We start from the raw sequence: 15,040 nt of genomic DNA, 5'->3' as shown, positions 1-15,040 counted from the left end.
CGGCGCCTGTCTGCTCGGCCCTGACCGGCCCGACCTGCCCCGGCTCAGCATCCGGGGCGGTCGACTACTGGCGCCTGGGCGATACGTATGCCAATAACTCCGTAGTGCTCGCCCCTGCGCCAGTACCCGACTGTGGCGAGAGCGATGAGGGGCTGGCCGGCGCAAAGAAGTCGGGCAGGCGCGAGCAGGGTCTGCGGCCGCAAGGGCCCGATCCGCGCCGCGGTCAGCTCAGCCGCAGGTGCCGTCGGCCGCGCAGGCCGCGCCGCCCTCGAAGCTCCCGCCCAGCAGTGTGCTGAGCGAGGTCAGCGGCGCCGGACCGGGCACCGCTGCCGCAGCCCCGTCGGCCGCGACCGAGTCGACGCTCACCGCATCGTCCCCGCCTCGCGCCGGCTCGGCCGCGCTCATGCCTCGGCCCGCTCGGCGCGTGCCTCGTCGGCGATCTGCCGCAGGGCCTGCTGGAAGGCCTCCAGCGGCAGTGCGCCGGGGGCCGTGTACTTGTCGTTGAACAGGAAGAACGGCACGCCGCGGGCACCCATCGAGGCCGCCTCGCGCACCTCCGACTCGACCAGGTCGTCGTGGCTGTCCCCGCGATGGGCGGCCCGGGCGACCTCCTCGTCCAGGCCCGCCTCGACGGCGCGGGCGATCACGGCCTCGGTCTCGAAGGGGTTCGCGGTGCCGGTGAAGTAGCCGCGCTGGAGCTCCATGAAGAAGGCGGTCGCCGCGTCGACACCGTGCGCCTCGCCGATCGCCTGCATCACCCGGTGCACGCCGCGGGTGTTCGCCATCGGCCGCCCGGTGACGTACTCGCGGCCCAGCTCGCGCGCCATCTCCTGGATCTGCGACTCCATCTGCTCGACCTGTTCGCGCGGCAGGCCCTTGGCGCTGACCAGGTGCTCGACGTTGTCCTTCGTCGTCTCGACGGGGGAGGTGGGGTCCAGCTCGAAGGAGTGCGCGCGCAGATGCACCTGCCCGGTGAGGCCCTCCGCCTCGATCGCGTCGTGCAGGCGGGACTCGCCGATGTAGCACCACGGGCACACCACGTCCGTCCAGACGTCCACGGTGATCAGCGGCTCGGTGGAGCTGGTCGTCTCGATCTGCGGGGCGTCGGTCATCGGATCCTCCGTACGGGGTGCGGGGCCGACGAACCCCGTCGGCATGCTTGAAAACTGTACTGCGCGCTGCGTCCGGCGGACAGGGCAGGTCGGTGCCGTTCGCTCGCGGCGCAGTGCCCCGAGGTCGCCCACTCCTCTCCTGACTTACATCGCGGCGACACCTCATCGTCACCTGCGCCTGTCACGGTGCAGGAGAGGCCCGGCACCGGGCCCGATGCGGGAGGGAGCGTCCATATGATCATCTCCGTCATCGGAGTGGGGTACCTCGGGGCCGTGCACGCGGCGGCGATGGCCGAGATCGGCCACGACGTCATCGGTCTCGACGTCGACGAGCAGCGGGTCACCGCCCTGCAGGCCGGCCACGCCCCCTTCCACGAACCCGGCTTCGAGGAGATCCTCCGACGGGGTCTGGCCTCCGGGCGTCTCCGCTTCACCACCGACTACGCCGACCTCGCCGCCGCCGAGGTGCACTTCCTGGGGCTCGGCACCCCGCAGCGCAAGGACGGCTTCGGCGCGGACCTCAGCCACCTCCACGCCGCGATGGCTTCGCTCGGCGAGGTGCTGCCCGCCCGCGCCGGTGCGCCGACCCTCGTCGTCGGCAAGTCCACCGTCCCCGCCGGCACCGCCCGACTGCTCGCGGACCGCGTCGAGCGGCTCCCCGGCGTGCACCTGATGTGGAACCCCGAGTTCCTGCGCGAGGGCTTCGCCGTCCAGGACACCCTCGCTCCGGACCGCCTGGTCTACGGGGTCAGCGAGCCCGGCACCCCCACGGCCGACGAGGCGGTGCGTCGGCTCGACGCCGTCTACGCCCCGCTACTGGATGCCGAGATCCCGCGCCTGGTCATGGGGTACGAGACGGCCGAGCTGGTCAAGGTCTCCGCCAACGCCTTCCTCGCCACCAAGATCTCGTTCATCAACGCCATCGCCGAGATCTGCGAGACCGTCGGCGGGGACGTCACCGACGTGGCCCGCGCGATCGGCATGGACGACCGCATCGGCGCGAAGTTCCTGCGCGCCGGGGTCGGCTTCGGCGGCGGCTGCCTGCCCAAGGACATCCGCGCCTTCGTCGCGAGCGCCGAGGAGCACGGGGTGGGGGAGGCGCTCGGCTTCCTGCGCGAGGTCGACGCGGTCAACGAGCGCCGACGGGTGCGCGCCGTCGAGCTCGCCCGCGAGATGCTCGGCGACCTCCGAGGCCGACGGATCACCGTGCTCGGCGCCGCCTTCAAGCCCGACAGCGACGACGTGCGCGACTCCCCGGCTCTCGACGTGGCCGACCGGCTCCTGCAGGCCGGGGCCGACGTGCGGGTCACGGACCCGCAGGCCCTCGCGAACGCCGCGATGCGGGTGCCGGGGCTGGCCGTCGAGCCGGACCTCGAGACCGCGCTGGCCGGGGCGGAGCTGACCGTGCTGCTCACCGAGTGGCGCGAGTACCGGGACCTCGACCCCCGCCGCGCCGCCGAGCTGGTCGCCGTGCCGCGCCTCCTCGACGGCCGCAACGTGCTGGACCCCCAGCAGTGGCGGCGGGCCGGCTGGGAGATCCGCTCCCTCGGCCGCGCCGCCACCGCCGGGGCGGAGCACCTCCTGCCCGCCTGAGCGAGGGCGCGGCAGTCCGGACCGTGCTGACGTGCCCGGCCTGCCCGGCCTGCCCGGCCTGCCCGGCCTGCTGACCTGCCCGGCCTGCCCGGCCTGCCCGGCCTGCTGACCTGCCCGGCGTGCTGACGTGCTGACCTGCTGACGTGCTGACCTGCTGACCTGCTGACCTGCTGACCTGCTGACCTGCTGACCTGCCTGGCCTCAGCCCGACATGGTCGAGTACTGGCGCCAGGGCGATGGCTATGCCGATATCGCCGTACATGTCGCGCACGCGCCACTTGTCGACCATCATCCCGCCAGCGGGCGGCGGTGATCGCGGCGGCGGAGGATGGTGAGCAGCTGCGTCGAGGTCGCCTCCCAGTCGAGGAAGACCTGTTCCCAGGTGAGCCGCGTGACCATGTAGCGCCGAGCTTGCAGCCGCAGGTCACGAGCGCGATCCCGGTGGTACTGGGCGGGGTCGTCGTGGAAGCTCGCGCTGTCGCATTCGATGATCCAGCTCGTGCCGAGCTTGAGGTCCACGCGGCCCACGCCCGGGATGCTCACCTGCGGGCTGACCGGCACGTGCAGCGATTCCAGTCACCACCTCACCGCCGTCTCCGTCCCCGATTCGGCCATCGGGCTGACTCGTGCGAACTGGGCGCGGAGGGCGCAGGGCAGCGAGGCGAGCAGCCGGCGCACCGCGGCCATGGTCATCTTCCGCAGGTTCAGCGCCGATTCGAGCAGGATCGCGGTGTCCCGCACCGGCAGGCACCGCGCCGCTTGGGCGAGCGCCAGGGGCAGATCGGCGATCGGGTCCCGGTCGGGCCATGAGCGCATCTCCGACCCATGCTCCACCAGGCCCGACCCAGTGCCAGTGGGGCCGGGGACGTGGGCGCCGAGGACCGGGGCGGGCGGGACGAGGCCCGGATCGAGGATCGGGATGCCGGAGGCGGATGTCGAGCGCCGGGCGCTCGGATCCGCACGGCCCGACGCGGTACCGGCGGTGCCGAGCCCGCGCGGGCGATACACGTGGACGCCCTCGTGCAGGGGCACCCAGAGCCCGTGATGCTCGGCGGCGGTGACGCAGCTGGGTCGAACTCCCTCGGTCAACAGGGATACGAGGTCCGCCGGCACATCGACGGTGACGTACCAGACGCCCGCTCGCGTCATCCGTCCCGCGCGGAGGAGGCGCCGACGCTCGGCGTCGTCGATGCCGAGCGCAGGGAGATCGGCCCTGTGGACGATGCGAGGGATCTTCATCCCGGCAGTACAGGGCAGTAGGCGCCGACCGTGTCGCAGTCAGGTCCGCGCTGTGGACGAACCGGTCCAGAGGAGGACCCGTCCCCACCCGCTTGTGGTCGGCTACGGGACCAGGAGCGATGAGTACGGCGTCATGGGCATACACATCGCCCTGACGCCAGTACCCGACCACGCCCGGGCGGAGGAACGCGGCCGGAGGCGAGGCTGTGGAACGGTGCTGGGTGCTGGGTGCTGGGTGCTGGGTGCTGGGTGCTGGGTGCTGGGTGCTGGGTGCCTGGTGCTGGGTGCTGGGTTCCGGGTGCTGGGCCAGCGCCCCGCGGGCTCAGGCCGGCACGTCTCCCAGCTCCGCGGCGGAGGCCCGCCGCAGCTGGGCGATCGCCCCGGCGAGGCCCAGGGCGAGGCCGAGCACGAGCCAGCCCACCAGCCAGCGCAGATCCCCGGCCGGGTCGATCCAGCCGCCGCCGATCGCGCCGCGGAAGGCGTCCACGGCATGGGTCATCGGCAGGTAGGGGTGGATGACCTGGAAGAACTCCGGCAGCGTCTTCGTGGGATAGGTGCCGCCGGCACCGGAGATCTGCAGGGCGATCAGCACCAGCGCCACGAACTTCCCGACAGGCCCGAACAGGGCGCCGAAGCCGTGGTTCAGCGCCACGAACACGGCGGAGGTCAGGCCCGCGAGGCCGAGCATCAGGGGCAGGTCGTCCATGCTCACGCCCACCAGGTAGTGCAGGGCGGTCACGGCGATGGCGGTCTGGACCAGGCCCAGCAGGAGCGCCGGGACGAGTCCGCCGGCGAGCAGCCGGACGGCTCCGACGCCTCGCCGGGCGGCCTGCGCGGAGAACGGCGGCATCATCAGGAAGATCGCCATGCCGCCCACCCAGAGGCTGATCGCGAGGAACAGCGGGGCGAGGCCCTCGCCGAAGCGGCCCAGCCCGTGCGCGCGCTCGAAGCTCATCTGCACCGGGTCGGAGGCCACCTCGGAGAGCGTGTCGGACTCGGCGTCGGTGTAGGAGGGGACCTGACCCTCGGCGTCGACCAGGCCGTCGTGCAGCTCGGTGGCGCCGTCGGCGAGATCGCCGGCACCGTCGTCGAGCTGGGTGGCGCCGTCGGCGAGCTCGCCCGCGCCCTCGTCGACCTCGGCCGCGCCGCCTGCGAGATCGTCCGCGCCGGAGGCGAGGTCGCCGGAGCCGTCGGCGAGCTGCTGCGCGCCGGCGTCGGCCCGGCCCGCGCCGTCGGCCAGCTGGGCGGAGCCGTCGGAGACCTGTCCGGTGCCGTCGGCGAGCTTCTCGGCGCCGGAGCGGGCCTGGCCCACGCCGTCGGTGTATCGGGTGACGCCGCCGGCGAGCTGCTCGGCGCCGGTGTTCGCGGTGCCGGTGGCGGTGGCGAGCTGGTCGGCCCCGGTGGAGACCTGCTGCGCGCCGGTGTTGAGGCGGTGCACGTCCTCGGCGCCCTGCTGGAGGGTGGAGTACGCCTCGGGCAGGGCCTCGGCCGCGGTGCGGGCCTGCTCCGAGAGCTCCCCGGCCAGGTCGGAGGCGCTCTGCCCCGACTCGGCGGAGGGGACCGCGGCGACCGCGTCCTCGTGCAGGGTGGTGAGGTCCTGGTCCAGGGTGGTGGCGTTCTCGGCGAGCGGGCCGACGGCGTCCGCGACGGTGGCGGAGTCCTCGGCGAGGGTCGAGGTGGTGCCGGAGAGGTCGTCGAAGTAGGTGACCAGCGAGTCGGCGGAGTCGCTCATGCCCGTGGCGGTGTCGGCGATGCCGGTGGAGGTCTCGGCGGCCGCGCCGGTGGTCTCGTCGGCCGTGCCGGCGTCGGTCGAGGCCTGGGCGGTGTCCCCGCGCACCTGCTCGGAGGTGTCGGAGGCGGCCGTGAGCTCCTCGCAGAAGGAGGGGTCCGCGCCGGAGTCCGCGCAGCGCGCCGCGAGGTCGTCGACCTGCTCGGTGTAGGTGCGGGTGCTCTCCTCGGCGGTCGCCGCGCTCTCGGCGGCGGTGCCGGTGGTCTCCGCGGCGCCCTGCACGTCCTGGTCCAGCGCGGTGACGTCCTCGGAGATCGTGCTCGCGCCGTCGCGCAGGGTGCGGGCGTCCTCGCCGCGGTCCGCGGTGGCCGTGTCGAGGTCCTGGGCGGTCTGCTCCAGGGTGGTCGTGGTGTCGTCGAGGCCGCCGGCGGTCTCGGCGAGGGTGCCGGCGGAGGTGGTCGGACCTGCGAGCTGGTCGGGCAGGTCGGAGGCGCCCTTCTCGAGGGCGTCGATCGCGGTGACCAGGTCCTCGCTGGTGCGCTGCACGCCCTCCTCGGTCACCCCGAGCTCCTCCGCCCGCTGCTGGGCGGTGGTGATGGTCTCGTCGAGCTGCTGGGTGCCCTCGGCGACCTGTCCGGCGCCGGTGGCGAGATCCCCGGCGCCCGTGGCGAGCTGCCCGGTGCCGGTGGCGAGATCCTCGGCGCCGACCACCAGCGGCTTCCCGTTCTCGTCGAGGGTCACCAGGCCCCCGCTGAGCTCCTGGGCGCCGGTGTCGAGCGTCGCGGCGCCGTCGTGCAGGGTGACGGCGCCGGCGGTGAGCTGATCGAGGCCCACCACCAGGTCGAGCGAGCCCTGGTGGAGGGTGTCCGCGCCGCTCGCGAGCTGGGCGCTGCCGTCGGCGAGCTGTCCGGTGCCGTCCTCGAGGCGCGTGGTGCCGTCGACCAGGTCGCCGGTGCCGTCGTGCAGGGTTGCGGAGCCGTCGGCGAGCTGGCCGGAGCCGTCGGAGGCGTCGACGAGGCCGTCGTGGATGGTCGTGAAGCCCACGTAGACCTTCCCGAGGTACTCCTCGAGCACGTTGCCGCGCAGCGCGTCGGTCAGCGCCGTGCCGACGGACTTGGTGAAGTTGCCGCCCACGTAGTTCACGGTGTCGTCGGTGGTGACGGTCAGCAGGGCGGGGGCGGCCTGCTCGGCGTCCCCGCCGAGGGAGGCGATGTCGGCGGAGAAGTTCGAGGGGATCTCGATGCTCGCGCCGTAGGTGCCGTCGGCCAGGCCGCGCTCCGCCTCGGCGGGGGAGACCTCGACGAAGCGGTAGACGTTCTGCTTGTCCATGTCGAGCAGGGTGTCGGTGAAGTCCGCGCCGACGTCCAGATCGGTCCGGTCCCCGTTCGGCGAGGTGGCCACGGCGCCCTCGTCCTCGTTCACCACGGCGGCGGTGATCTGGTCGAGGTTGTTGCTGGGGTCGAGGAACGACCAGGTCATGTTCCCGGAGTAGATCAGCGGGACCAGGGCGAGGCCGGTGACGAAGAGCGCGGCGATCGGCTTCTTCCACTCCCCGGGGAGCAGGGCGAGGGAGCCTCGGCCGACGGCGGCCGCTGCGCGGCCGGTCGCGCCCAGGGCGCGCTGCACGCCGCCGAGGGCGGCGCTCAGGGCGGTGGACAGCAGGGTGAGGAGTGCACGGAGGATTCGCATCACGTCGCTACGATACATCGGTGTATCGAGTTGGGTTACTGTTCAGTAACAAATGTGGCGCGAGAGACTGCGCCGCCTCACGCCGGCAGCTCGACCACCCACGGCTCCGACGGGAGCGAGGCCGGGTCCCAGCGCGCGAGCACGTCTGCTGCGCGACGGCAGCCCGGCAGCCCCAGCGAGTCGCCGATCCGGCCCGTCACCTCCGCCGCGCTCTCGCCCCGAGCGAGCCGGTCCCGCAGCGTCACCGCGCCGTCGCGCTTGGCCAGGCGGTCCCCGCGCCCGTTCACCGCGAGCGGCACGTGCGCGTAGGAGGGCTCGGGCAGCCCCAGCAGATGGGCCAGGTGCGCCTGCCGGGGAGCGGAGCTGAGCAGGTCGTCGGCCCGCACCACCTGATCCACGCCCGCCGCCGCGTCATCGACCACCACGGCAAGGTTGTAGGCCACCACGCCGTCGCCCCGACGCAGCACGAGGTCATCCACCTCGCCGGTCACCTGCCCGGCCCACAGGTCGTGCACCTGCCAGGTGCGGGTCTCGGCGCGCAGGCGCAGCGCGGGCTCTCGGCGCAGCTCCCGCATCCGCGCGCGGCCTGCCTCGCGCTGCTCCTCGATGAGGTCGCGGCAGGTGCCGGGGTAGGCGCCGGGCGGGGCATGCGGGGCGCTCGGCGCCTCGAGGATCTCCCGCCGCGTGCAGTAGCACTCGAAGGCGGCGCCCCGGTCGGTCAGGGTCGCGAGGGCCGCGTCGTGGGCCGCGCCCCGTTCGGACTGGCGCACCACGGCGCCGTCCCAGTCGATCCCGATAGCCGCGAGATCCTCGAGCTGGCGCTGCTCGGCGCCTTCGCGCACCCGGTCCAGGTCCTCGACCCGCAGGTGGAAGGCGCGATCGCTGCGCCGGGCGAGCACCCAGGCGAGCACGGCGGTGCGCAGGTTCCCGAGGTGGAGGTCGCCGCTGGGGGAGGGTGCGTAGCGGCCGGCACCGGTCGGGGAGGTCATGGCTCCGCAGTCTAGGGGCGCACCAGCAGCACGTCGCCCTCGCGGCCGCCGGGCACGGGACGGTCCGGAGCGGCAGGTCGGAAGCCGAGCCGGGCGGCGAGGGCGCGGGAGGGGGAGTTGCCGGAGGCGGTCACGGCGACGACCTCGGCGGCGCGGCCGCCGAGCTCGGGGCGGGAGAGCATCGCGCCCATCGCCTCGCTCGCCACGCCGCGGCCGGTGACGGCGGGGGCGAGCCGCCAGTAGGCGCTGAGCACGCCGGGGCCGGCGGATGCCAGCGGGGTGAGGCCGACGACCCCCAGCAGCCCGTCCGGGAGCGCGCCGTCGCGGACCCGCCCGTCGGCCGCGCGCACCGTCAGGTAGCCGACCCCGTGCTCGGCCCAGCTCGCACGCCACCGCCCGAGCACCCAGCGCATCTGCTCCCGGTCCGTCAGCGGGTCGGTGAGGTCCTCGACGAAGGCTCGCGGATCGGAATGCAGGGCGAACAGCTCCTCGAGGTCCGTCTCCCCGACCGCTGCGAGGCGCAGGCGCGCGGTGACCAGCTCGAGCGGAACGGCCCCGGACATGCCGACGGCGCGACGATCACCGTCCGAGGACGGGACCGCCGCGCCGTCGTGCACGGGGCACATGCGCCGGGGCGAGGACTCAGGCGTCGCCGCGGTGGCTGCCGCGCTTCTCGTCGTCGCCGGAGGCCTCGGGATCGGAGTCGACCTTGACCTCCTTGGGCTCCACGTCGGACGAGCGATCCTCGCCCTTGAGCGCGGAGGCCACGTCACCGGCATCGGCGGAGCCGACGGTGTCCGAGACGGTGGAGGAATCGGAGTCGTCCCCGGCGGAGGCCGGGTAGTGCGCACGGGCGAAGTCGGCGGGCGGGGCCCACGGATCCTCGACCGGGCGGGTCTTCTGCCACGCGACGTAGCCCGCGGCGGCACCGGCGGCGGCCAGGCCCAGGATCAGCAGGACGCGACCGGCGCGACCCTTCTTCTTGGGCTGCTCGGGCACGAGGGCCGCGGTGCGGATCTCGCCCTGGCCCTTCTCGAGCTCCTTGCGGGCCGCGTCGACGGCGGCCTTCAGGACGGTGCCGGAGGTCTCCACGGTCTTGCGAGCGCGCGGGAGGTAGTCGTCCTGCACGTCCTGGCGGAGCTTGTCGGCGCGCGGGCCGAGGTTCGCCGAGATCTTGTCGGACTGCTCGCGCAGACGCTGCTGGGCCTCGGGGGCGTACTGGTCGTACAGCTCGGTGGCCCGGGTGCGTGCCTCGCGCGCGCCCTCGGACACCACGGGGCCGACGGTCGCGGCGAGCTTCTGCAGCTCCTCGACCGCCTTCTCGGCCTTCAGCGCGGTCGCGCCGGCCGCGTCGGCCGTGCGCTCCGCCTGCTTCGAAGCCTTCTTGGCCTCCCGCTTGGTGGTCAACGCCATGGGAATCCCCTTTCGATCGAGTCCGTCGGGTCGGGCCGACGGTGGTCCCTGGGCCCCCGGCGACCGAACGCCGCCACGGACCCGTGTGGCACAACTCTAACGCGAGCGAGCATGGGTGCTCCCAGGCGGAGAGGAGGAGCCCGGAGCCGTCCGATCGGTCAGTCCGCCGTGGGGGCGCCGTATGGGAGGATGACCGCATGTTCGCAACTCTGCACACCAACCACGGGGACATCCGCCTGGAGCTGTTCCCGAACCACGCTCCCAAGACCGTCGAGAACTTCGTGGGCCTCGCCGAGGGCTCCCAGGAGTTCTCCGACCCCGAGACCGGCGAGAAGGTCACCCGCCCGTTCTACGACGGCGTCATCTTCCACCGCATCATCGCGGGCTTCATGCTCCAGGGCGGCGACCCGCTGGGCACCGGCACCGGCGGCCCCGGCTACACCTTCGACGACGAGATCTCCGAGAAGAACTTCACCGAGCCCTACGTCCTCGCCATGGCCAACGCGGGCCTGCGCCGCAACGCGCTGACCGGTCGTCCCTCGGGCACCAACGGCTCGCAGTTCTTCATCACCGTCGGCCCCACCCCGCACCTGCAGGGCAAGCACACCGTCTTCGGCCAGGTCGCCGACGAGGAGTCCAAGAAGGTCGTCGACGCGATCGAGGGCGTCAAGACCGACATGCGCGACCGTCCCCTCGAGGACGTCGTCATCACCTCGGTGACCGTCGAGAAGTGACCTCGCCCGGGTCCGTCCGGCACTGAGCCGACGACCCGACGCCCGCAGCGGCCCGCCCCCGAACCCGGGGGCGGGCCGCTGCGGTGTGCGGGGGCGGTGGCGGTCGCGGTGCCGGACGCGACCGCGGCGACGGTGTCGCGGAACGGTCTATAGCAACGAGAGCTGGCTATATAGCCACCTCGCGTCGCCATACGCCATCGCCCGCCCGCCCGCACCAGCCCGTCGCCGGCCCGCGCCGTCGGCCCGCGCCGTCGGCCCGCGCCGTCGGCCCGCGCCGACAGGCCCGGCCCGTGCCCGCCCCTGATGGCCCGCGCTGCTCGACCGCCTCACCGGCTCGACCGCCCCGCCGGACCCGCCCCCGCCCCAGTACCCTCTGCCCATGACGCAGCGACACCTCGCGGGGGCACGGATCCTGGCCCAGGGCCTGGCCGGCCCTCCGAGCACGGCGGACCCCGCCGAGGTGGCGCGAGTATTCGGGGCGCTCCAGGGTCAGGACCTCCCCGGGGTGATGGCCTCCCTGGCCCTGCGCACCGGCGGCGACCTGGAACCGGTGATCGCCGCCTTGGACCGCGGGGAGATCGTGCGCGGGTACCCGATGCGGGGCACCGTCTTCGCGGTCGCCGCCGACTCCCTGGCCTGGATCACCGAGCTCTGCGCGAGCGGGCCGCAACGCGCGGCGGTCGCTCGGCGCGGTCAGCTGGGGATCGAGGAGCATCATGTGGACCGGGCCCGGGAGGTGCTCGAGGAGATCGCCGCGGAGCACTCCCGCCCGGGGATCGGCCGCGGCGTGCTGCGGAAGGATCTGATGGCCGCGTGGGAGGCGGCCGGGCTCAGCACCGACCAGGGCCGCGGCTACCACCACCTCGTCGAGATGATCTCCACCGGGGTCGCCGCCTACGGCCCGTGGCGCGAGGGCGAGACGGCCGTGGTGCTCGCGCGCACCTGGCTGCCCGCCGGCACCGACCTCGAGGGCGCCTTCAACGGGGACGGGACCGCGGCGGCCGCCGAGCTCGCCCGGCGCTACTTCCTCAGCCACGGACCCGCGGGGGAGCGGGACCTCGCCTGGTGGTCGAAGCTGCCGCTCGGCACGATCCGTGCGGCGCTGCCGCTGATCCAGGAGCAGCTCGAGAGCGGGTTCGCGGACCGCGACGGACGCCTCCACACCACCGCCGATTCGGCCCGCGGAGGCGACGGCGAGCGGCTGTGGTGGCGGCCCGGCCTCGCCGAGGAGTACGCCGCATGGGAGAAGGAGACCCAGCGCGAGCTGCTGCTGCCCGGGTTCGACGAGATCGTGCTGGGGTATCGCGACCGGCTCTACCTGATGGACGAGGCGCGCCACGAGGTGCTGGTCCCGGGCCGGAACGGGGTGTTCAAGCGCACCGCGCTGCGGCGCGGGGAGGTGGTGGGCGTCTGGACGCGCACCGGTCCCGCCGCGAAGCGCCGGCTCGCCCTCGAGGAGCTGCGGCCGGTGAGCGAGACCCAGCGCAGGCGCTTCGCCAGGCTGTTCGCGGCGTTCCCGTACACCTCCGACTGACGGGGTCCTGCCAGGCCCACGTGATGGAATGAGGGCATGGAGAGACCCAGCTACGGCTACAGCGCCGAGGACACCCCGGACCCACAGGCGCCGCCGGTCTGCCCCCGGCACCCCGATCGGGTGAGCTACGTGCGCTGCAAGCGCTGCGAGCGTCCGGCCTGCCCGGACTGCCAGCGGCCCACCGCCGTCGGCGTGCTGTGCGTGGACTGCGAGCGCGAGCTCGCCCGGCAGCAGGCCTCGACCCGGCCGCGGAACGCGATGGGGGCGAGCGTGGGCCGACGCACCCCGGTGGTCACCTACACGCTGATCGGCCTGTGCGTGGTGGCGTACCTCGGGCAGATGGCGATGCCGCAGGTCGTCGAGCAGCTGGGGATCTTCGCCCCGTTCCGCGCGCTGGCCATGCCATGGACCTTCCTCACCGCCGGCTTCCTGCACGGCGGCATCATGCACCTCGCGCTGAACATGTACGCGCTGTGGATGGTGGGCCAGTACCTCGAGCAGACCCTCGGCCACGTGCGCTTCGCCGCGCTGTTCCTGGTCTCGGTGCTCGGCGGCAGCACCGCCGTGTACCTGCTCGCGGATCCGCAGGGCCAGGACTGGTTCACGGGCACCCTCGGGGCCAGCGGCGGCGTGTTCGGCCTGTTCGCGGCGATGTTCGTGGTGAACCGCAAGCTGGGCGGGCAGACCGCGCAGATCCTGGTGCTGATCGCGCTGAACCTCGTCATCACCTTCACGATCCCCAACATCTCCTGGCAGGGGCACCTGGGCGGTCTGGTGCTCGGCGGCGCGGTGACCGCCGGGATGTTCGCGCTGCGGTCGAAGGCGACCCCGGGCGCCGACCGCCAGGCCCTCGCCCGGCGCTCCGCCCTGCTGCACTCCGGCGTGATCGTCGCGGCGGTCGTGCTGTGCGTGGTGCTGGTCCTCGTCAAGGCGGCCACGGCACTGACGATGTGAGCGGAGGCGCCCGAGGACGGGCGCGGATCAGGGCACCGGGGCGGGCCGGGGCGGCGCAGCAGCCGCCCCGGCCCGCCCCGCTCTATCACGACGATCTCGCCCCCGCCGACGGTCCCGGGGAACTACACGCATGTGGTTTTCCCCAGATGTGGACACAATTGGGGATAACTCTGCGGACGAGTGGGGATGACGGCGTCCTGTTGTGGAAAACCGTGGATCGAGTGTGGACGGACGGTGGGGACGAACCTGGCCGTCCCCTGCCGACGGTGAGCGCCCCCACCGAGAGTGCGGCCGATCCCACGTGCACCTCTGTGCATCGACGCGCGCGCTGCGCCTGCGCAGGTGTCGGACACCCAAGGGTGTGACCTGCGCACATGTCCGAGTTGTCCGCGGAGCGCAGCAGGCCGGGCGGAGAGGTCCGCCGGCTCGGGCGGAGTGGCCGTCGTCCACAGCGACACGCCCGGGGAGTGCGCTGTACCTGCGGAACTACAACTCTGTCATTCATCCACGGCTGTGGAGAACCCTGTGGATAACTCCGTCGCGGCCGGCTTCCGCGGGTGATACCGGGCGGTATCCACGGCGTCGAGCCCACGATGTGCACATCGAAGCCGTCCGGTCCTCCCGAGTGTCCCGGCGCTGTCGACAACCGGCCCGGAGGTCGCCTCCGTCCGGGATCCGCGAGCGCTCTCAGTGCTCGGCGCCGCCCGCGCGGTGCAGATCCACCGGGGTGTCGAGCGCCGTGCGAGCCATACCGGCCAGCGCGCGGGCGGCGGTGGGCGAGTCCACGACGTCGGCCGACGGGACGTGGACGAAGCCGCCGCGGATCCCGGCGAGGTCGGCGTCGGTCGCGAGCAGATGCTGCAGGGCGTAGAAGACGTCGTTGCACACGTAGGTGCCGGCGGTCCGCGAGACGGACCCGGGCACCCCGTCGGCCGCGAGCTGCGCGGTCATCGCCTTGACGGGAAGGGTGCTGAAGTAGCCGACGGGCCCGTCGGGCACCACCGGCTGGTCCACCGGGCTCGCCCCGGCGTTGTCCGGGATCCGGGCGTCGCGCACGTTGACCGCGACCCGCTCCGGCGTGATCGCGGTGCGTCCCGCCGCGAGGCCGACGGCGATCACCAGGCGCGGGCGCAGATCGCGCACCGCGACCGCGAGCAGCGACCCGGCGCGGTCGAACTCCACCGGCAGCTCACGGATCTCCACCACGAGCTGTTCGTCCTGCAGCAACGGCGCCGCGCGGCGCACGGCCTCCCAGGACTCGTTCACCGCCGCGCCGTCGAAGGGGGCGAAGCCGGTCAGCAGCACATCGGTGGTCATGGGGACAGCCTAGGGAGAAAACCGGAGGCGAGGGTCGCACAGCCCCTCTACCCTGGGTCGATGGACAGCACGTTCCCTGATCTCGCGACCCTCCACCCGCTCTTCGGGCTGGTCCTGCGCGCCGGCGACCTCACCCTGCGGCCGCTCGCCGATGCAGACTTCGGCGAGTACGCCGAGCTGCTCCGTCGGCCGATCTTCGAGGATGCGGACTCTCCCGCGATGTTCTGGTGGTACCGGGCGGAGCCCGAGCAGCGGATCCGCAATGCGCTCGCCTTCCAGTGGCAGCAGCGCAGCGGCATCTCGCCGACGGACTGGACCCTGCCGCTGGGCATCTGGGCGCAGGGTCGGCTGATCGGCTGCCAGGACGTCTCCGCCCGGCGCTTCGCGGAGCGGCGCACGGTCGGCACCGGCTCGTGGCTCACCCTGGACGCCCACGGGAAGGGCTACGGCAAGCTCATGCGACAGGCGGTGCTGGCCGTCGCCTTCGACCACCTCGGGGCGCTGCGGGCCGAATCCTCCGCGGTGATCGGGAACGATCCCTCGTTCGCGGTGTCCCGCGGCTGCGGCTACGTCGACAACGGCACACAGATCTCGACCCTGCCCGGCCCGCCCCACGTGGAGCAGCGCTTCCTCGTCACGCCGGAGACCTTCCGTCGGCCGTCCGTGCCGGTCGAGGTCGACGGCCTCACCCCTGCCCTGCGGGAGATGCTCGGCGCCGTGGGCTGAGCCTCGGTGCC

14 protein-coding genes are annotated in these 15,040 nt (G+C 73.4%); 5 read left to right on the top strand and 9 right to left on the bottom strand.

Annotated elements, in window-relative coordinates:
* Window positions 1-228: 228 nt before the first annotated feature.
* Both CFK41_RS18005 and CFK41_RS16210 read right to left on the bottom strand, forming a co-directional pair.
* Window positions 229-366, bottom strand: coding sequence for a hypothetical protein (locus CFK41_RS18005; protein ID WP_169928851.1), 138 nt, complete (start codon window positions 364-366; stop codon window positions 229-231).
* 35 nt (window positions 367-401) lie between these two features.
* The gene (locus CFK41_RS16210; RefSeq protein ID WP_096800605.1) at window positions 402-1,112 is read right to left on the bottom strand and encodes a DsbA family oxidoreductase; all 711 of its coding nucleotides are present in this window, start codon (window positions 1,110-1,112) and stop codon (window positions 402-404) included.
* Window positions 1,113-1,346: 234 nt separating this feature from the next.
* Here CFK41_RS16210 and CFK41_RS16205 point away from each other — a divergent pair, with 234 nt between their 5' ends.
* A complete protein-coding gene (locus CFK41_RS16205; protein WP_096800604.1) occupies window positions 1,347-2,705 on the top strand; it encodes a UDP-glucose dehydrogenase family protein in 1,359 nt (452 codons plus the stop codon).
* A gap of 288 nt (window positions 2,706-2,993) precedes the next feature.
* Here the strand turns inward: CFK41_RS16205 and CFK41_RS18200 are convergent, their stop codons facing one another.
* The 6 genes from CFK41_RS18200 to CFK41_RS16180 all read right to left on the bottom strand — a co-directional run bounded on the left by CFK41_RS18200 (window position 2,994) and on the right by CFK41_RS16180 (window position 9,764).
* The gene (locus tag CFK41_RS18200; protein WP_227873125.1) at window positions 2,994-3,266 is read right to left on the bottom strand and encodes an endonuclease domain-containing protein; all 273 of its coding nucleotides are present in this window, start codon (window positions 3,264-3,266) and stop codon (window positions 2,994-2,996) included.
* Between the two features lie 15 nt (window positions 3,267-3,281).
* A complete protein-coding gene (locus CFK41_RS16200; protein WP_227873124.1) occupies window positions 3,282-3,944 on the bottom strand; it encodes a hypothetical protein in 663 nt (220 codons plus the stop codon).
* A gap of 322 nt (window positions 3,945-4,266) precedes the next feature.
* Window positions 4,267-7,362, bottom strand: a complete 3,096-nt coding sequence (locus tag CFK41_RS16195) for a YhgE/Pip domain-containing protein (protein ID WP_096801145.1) — start codon at window positions 7,360-7,362, stop codon at window positions 4,267-4,269.
* 77 nt (window positions 7,363-7,439) lie between these two features.
* Window positions 7,440-8,351: a tRNA glutamyl-Q(34) synthetase GluQRS gene (gluQRS, locus tag CFK41_RS16190; RefSeq protein ID WP_096800603.1), complete on the bottom strand. Its 912-nt coding sequence runs from the start codon at window positions 8,349-8,351 to the stop codon at window positions 7,440-7,442.
* Window positions 8,352-8,362: 11 nt separating this feature from the next.
* Window positions 8,363-8,977, bottom strand: a complete 615-nt coding sequence (locus CFK41_RS16185) for a GNAT family N-acetyltransferase (protein ID WP_151904791.1) — start codon at window positions 8,975-8,977, stop codon at window positions 8,363-8,365.
* A 16-nt stretch (window positions 8,978-8,993) separates the two neighbouring features.
* Window positions 8,994-9,764, bottom strand: coding sequence for a hypothetical protein (locus tag CFK41_RS16180; RefSeq protein WP_096800602.1), 771 nt, complete (start codon window positions 9,762-9,764; stop codon window positions 8,994-8,996).
* A gap of 197 nt (window positions 9,765-9,961) precedes the next feature.
* Between CFK41_RS16180 and CFK41_RS16175 the strand changes: the two genes are divergently transcribed.
* The 3 genes from CFK41_RS16175 (at window position 9,962) to CFK41_RS16165 (ending at window position 12,986) form a co-directional block, all read left to right on the top strand.
* A complete protein-coding gene (locus tag CFK41_RS16175) occupies window positions 9,962-10,498 on the top strand; it encodes a peptidylprolyl isomerase (RefSeq protein WP_096800601.1) in 537 nt (178 codons plus the stop codon).
* A 460-nt stretch (window positions 10,499-10,958) separates the two neighbouring features.
* The gene (locus CFK41_RS16170; protein ID WP_227873123.1) at window positions 10,959-12,032 is read left to right on the top strand and encodes a DNA glycosylase AlkZ-like family protein; all 1,074 of its coding nucleotides are present in this window, start codon (window positions 10,959-10,961) and stop codon (window positions 12,030-12,032) included.
* Between the two features lie 36 nt (window positions 12,033-12,068).
* A complete protein-coding gene (locus CFK41_RS16165) occupies window positions 12,069-12,986 on the top strand; it encodes a rhomboid family intramembrane serine protease (RefSeq protein WP_096800599.1) in 918 nt (305 codons plus the stop codon).
* Window positions 12,987-13,673: 687 nt separating this feature from the next.
* Here CFK41_RS16165 and CFK41_RS16160 read toward each other — a convergent pair.
* On the bottom strand, window positions 13,674-14,303 hold the full coding sequence (locus CFK41_RS16160) for a pyroglutamyl-peptidase I (protein WP_096800598.1): 630 nt from the start codon (window positions 14,301-14,303) through the stop codon (window positions 13,674-13,676).
* 60 nt (window positions 14,304-14,363) lie between these two features.
* Between CFK41_RS16160 and CFK41_RS16155 the strand changes: the two genes are divergently transcribed.
* On the top strand, window positions 14,364-15,029 hold the full coding sequence (locus CFK41_RS16155) for a GNAT family N-acetyltransferase (RefSeq protein WP_096800597.1): 666 nt from the start codon (window positions 14,364-14,366) through the stop codon (window positions 15,027-15,029).
* The last annotated feature ends 11 nt before the right edge of the window (window positions 15,030-15,040 follow it).

It is taken from the genome of Brachybacterium ginsengisoli (assembly GCF_002407065.1).
Lineage (GTDB): Bacteria > Actinomycetota > Actinomycetes > Actinomycetales > Dermabacteraceae > Brachybacterium > Brachybacterium ginsengisoli.
Note: the sequence above shows the minus strand (reverse complement) of the source record. Positions and strands in the feature narration are given on the sequence as shown.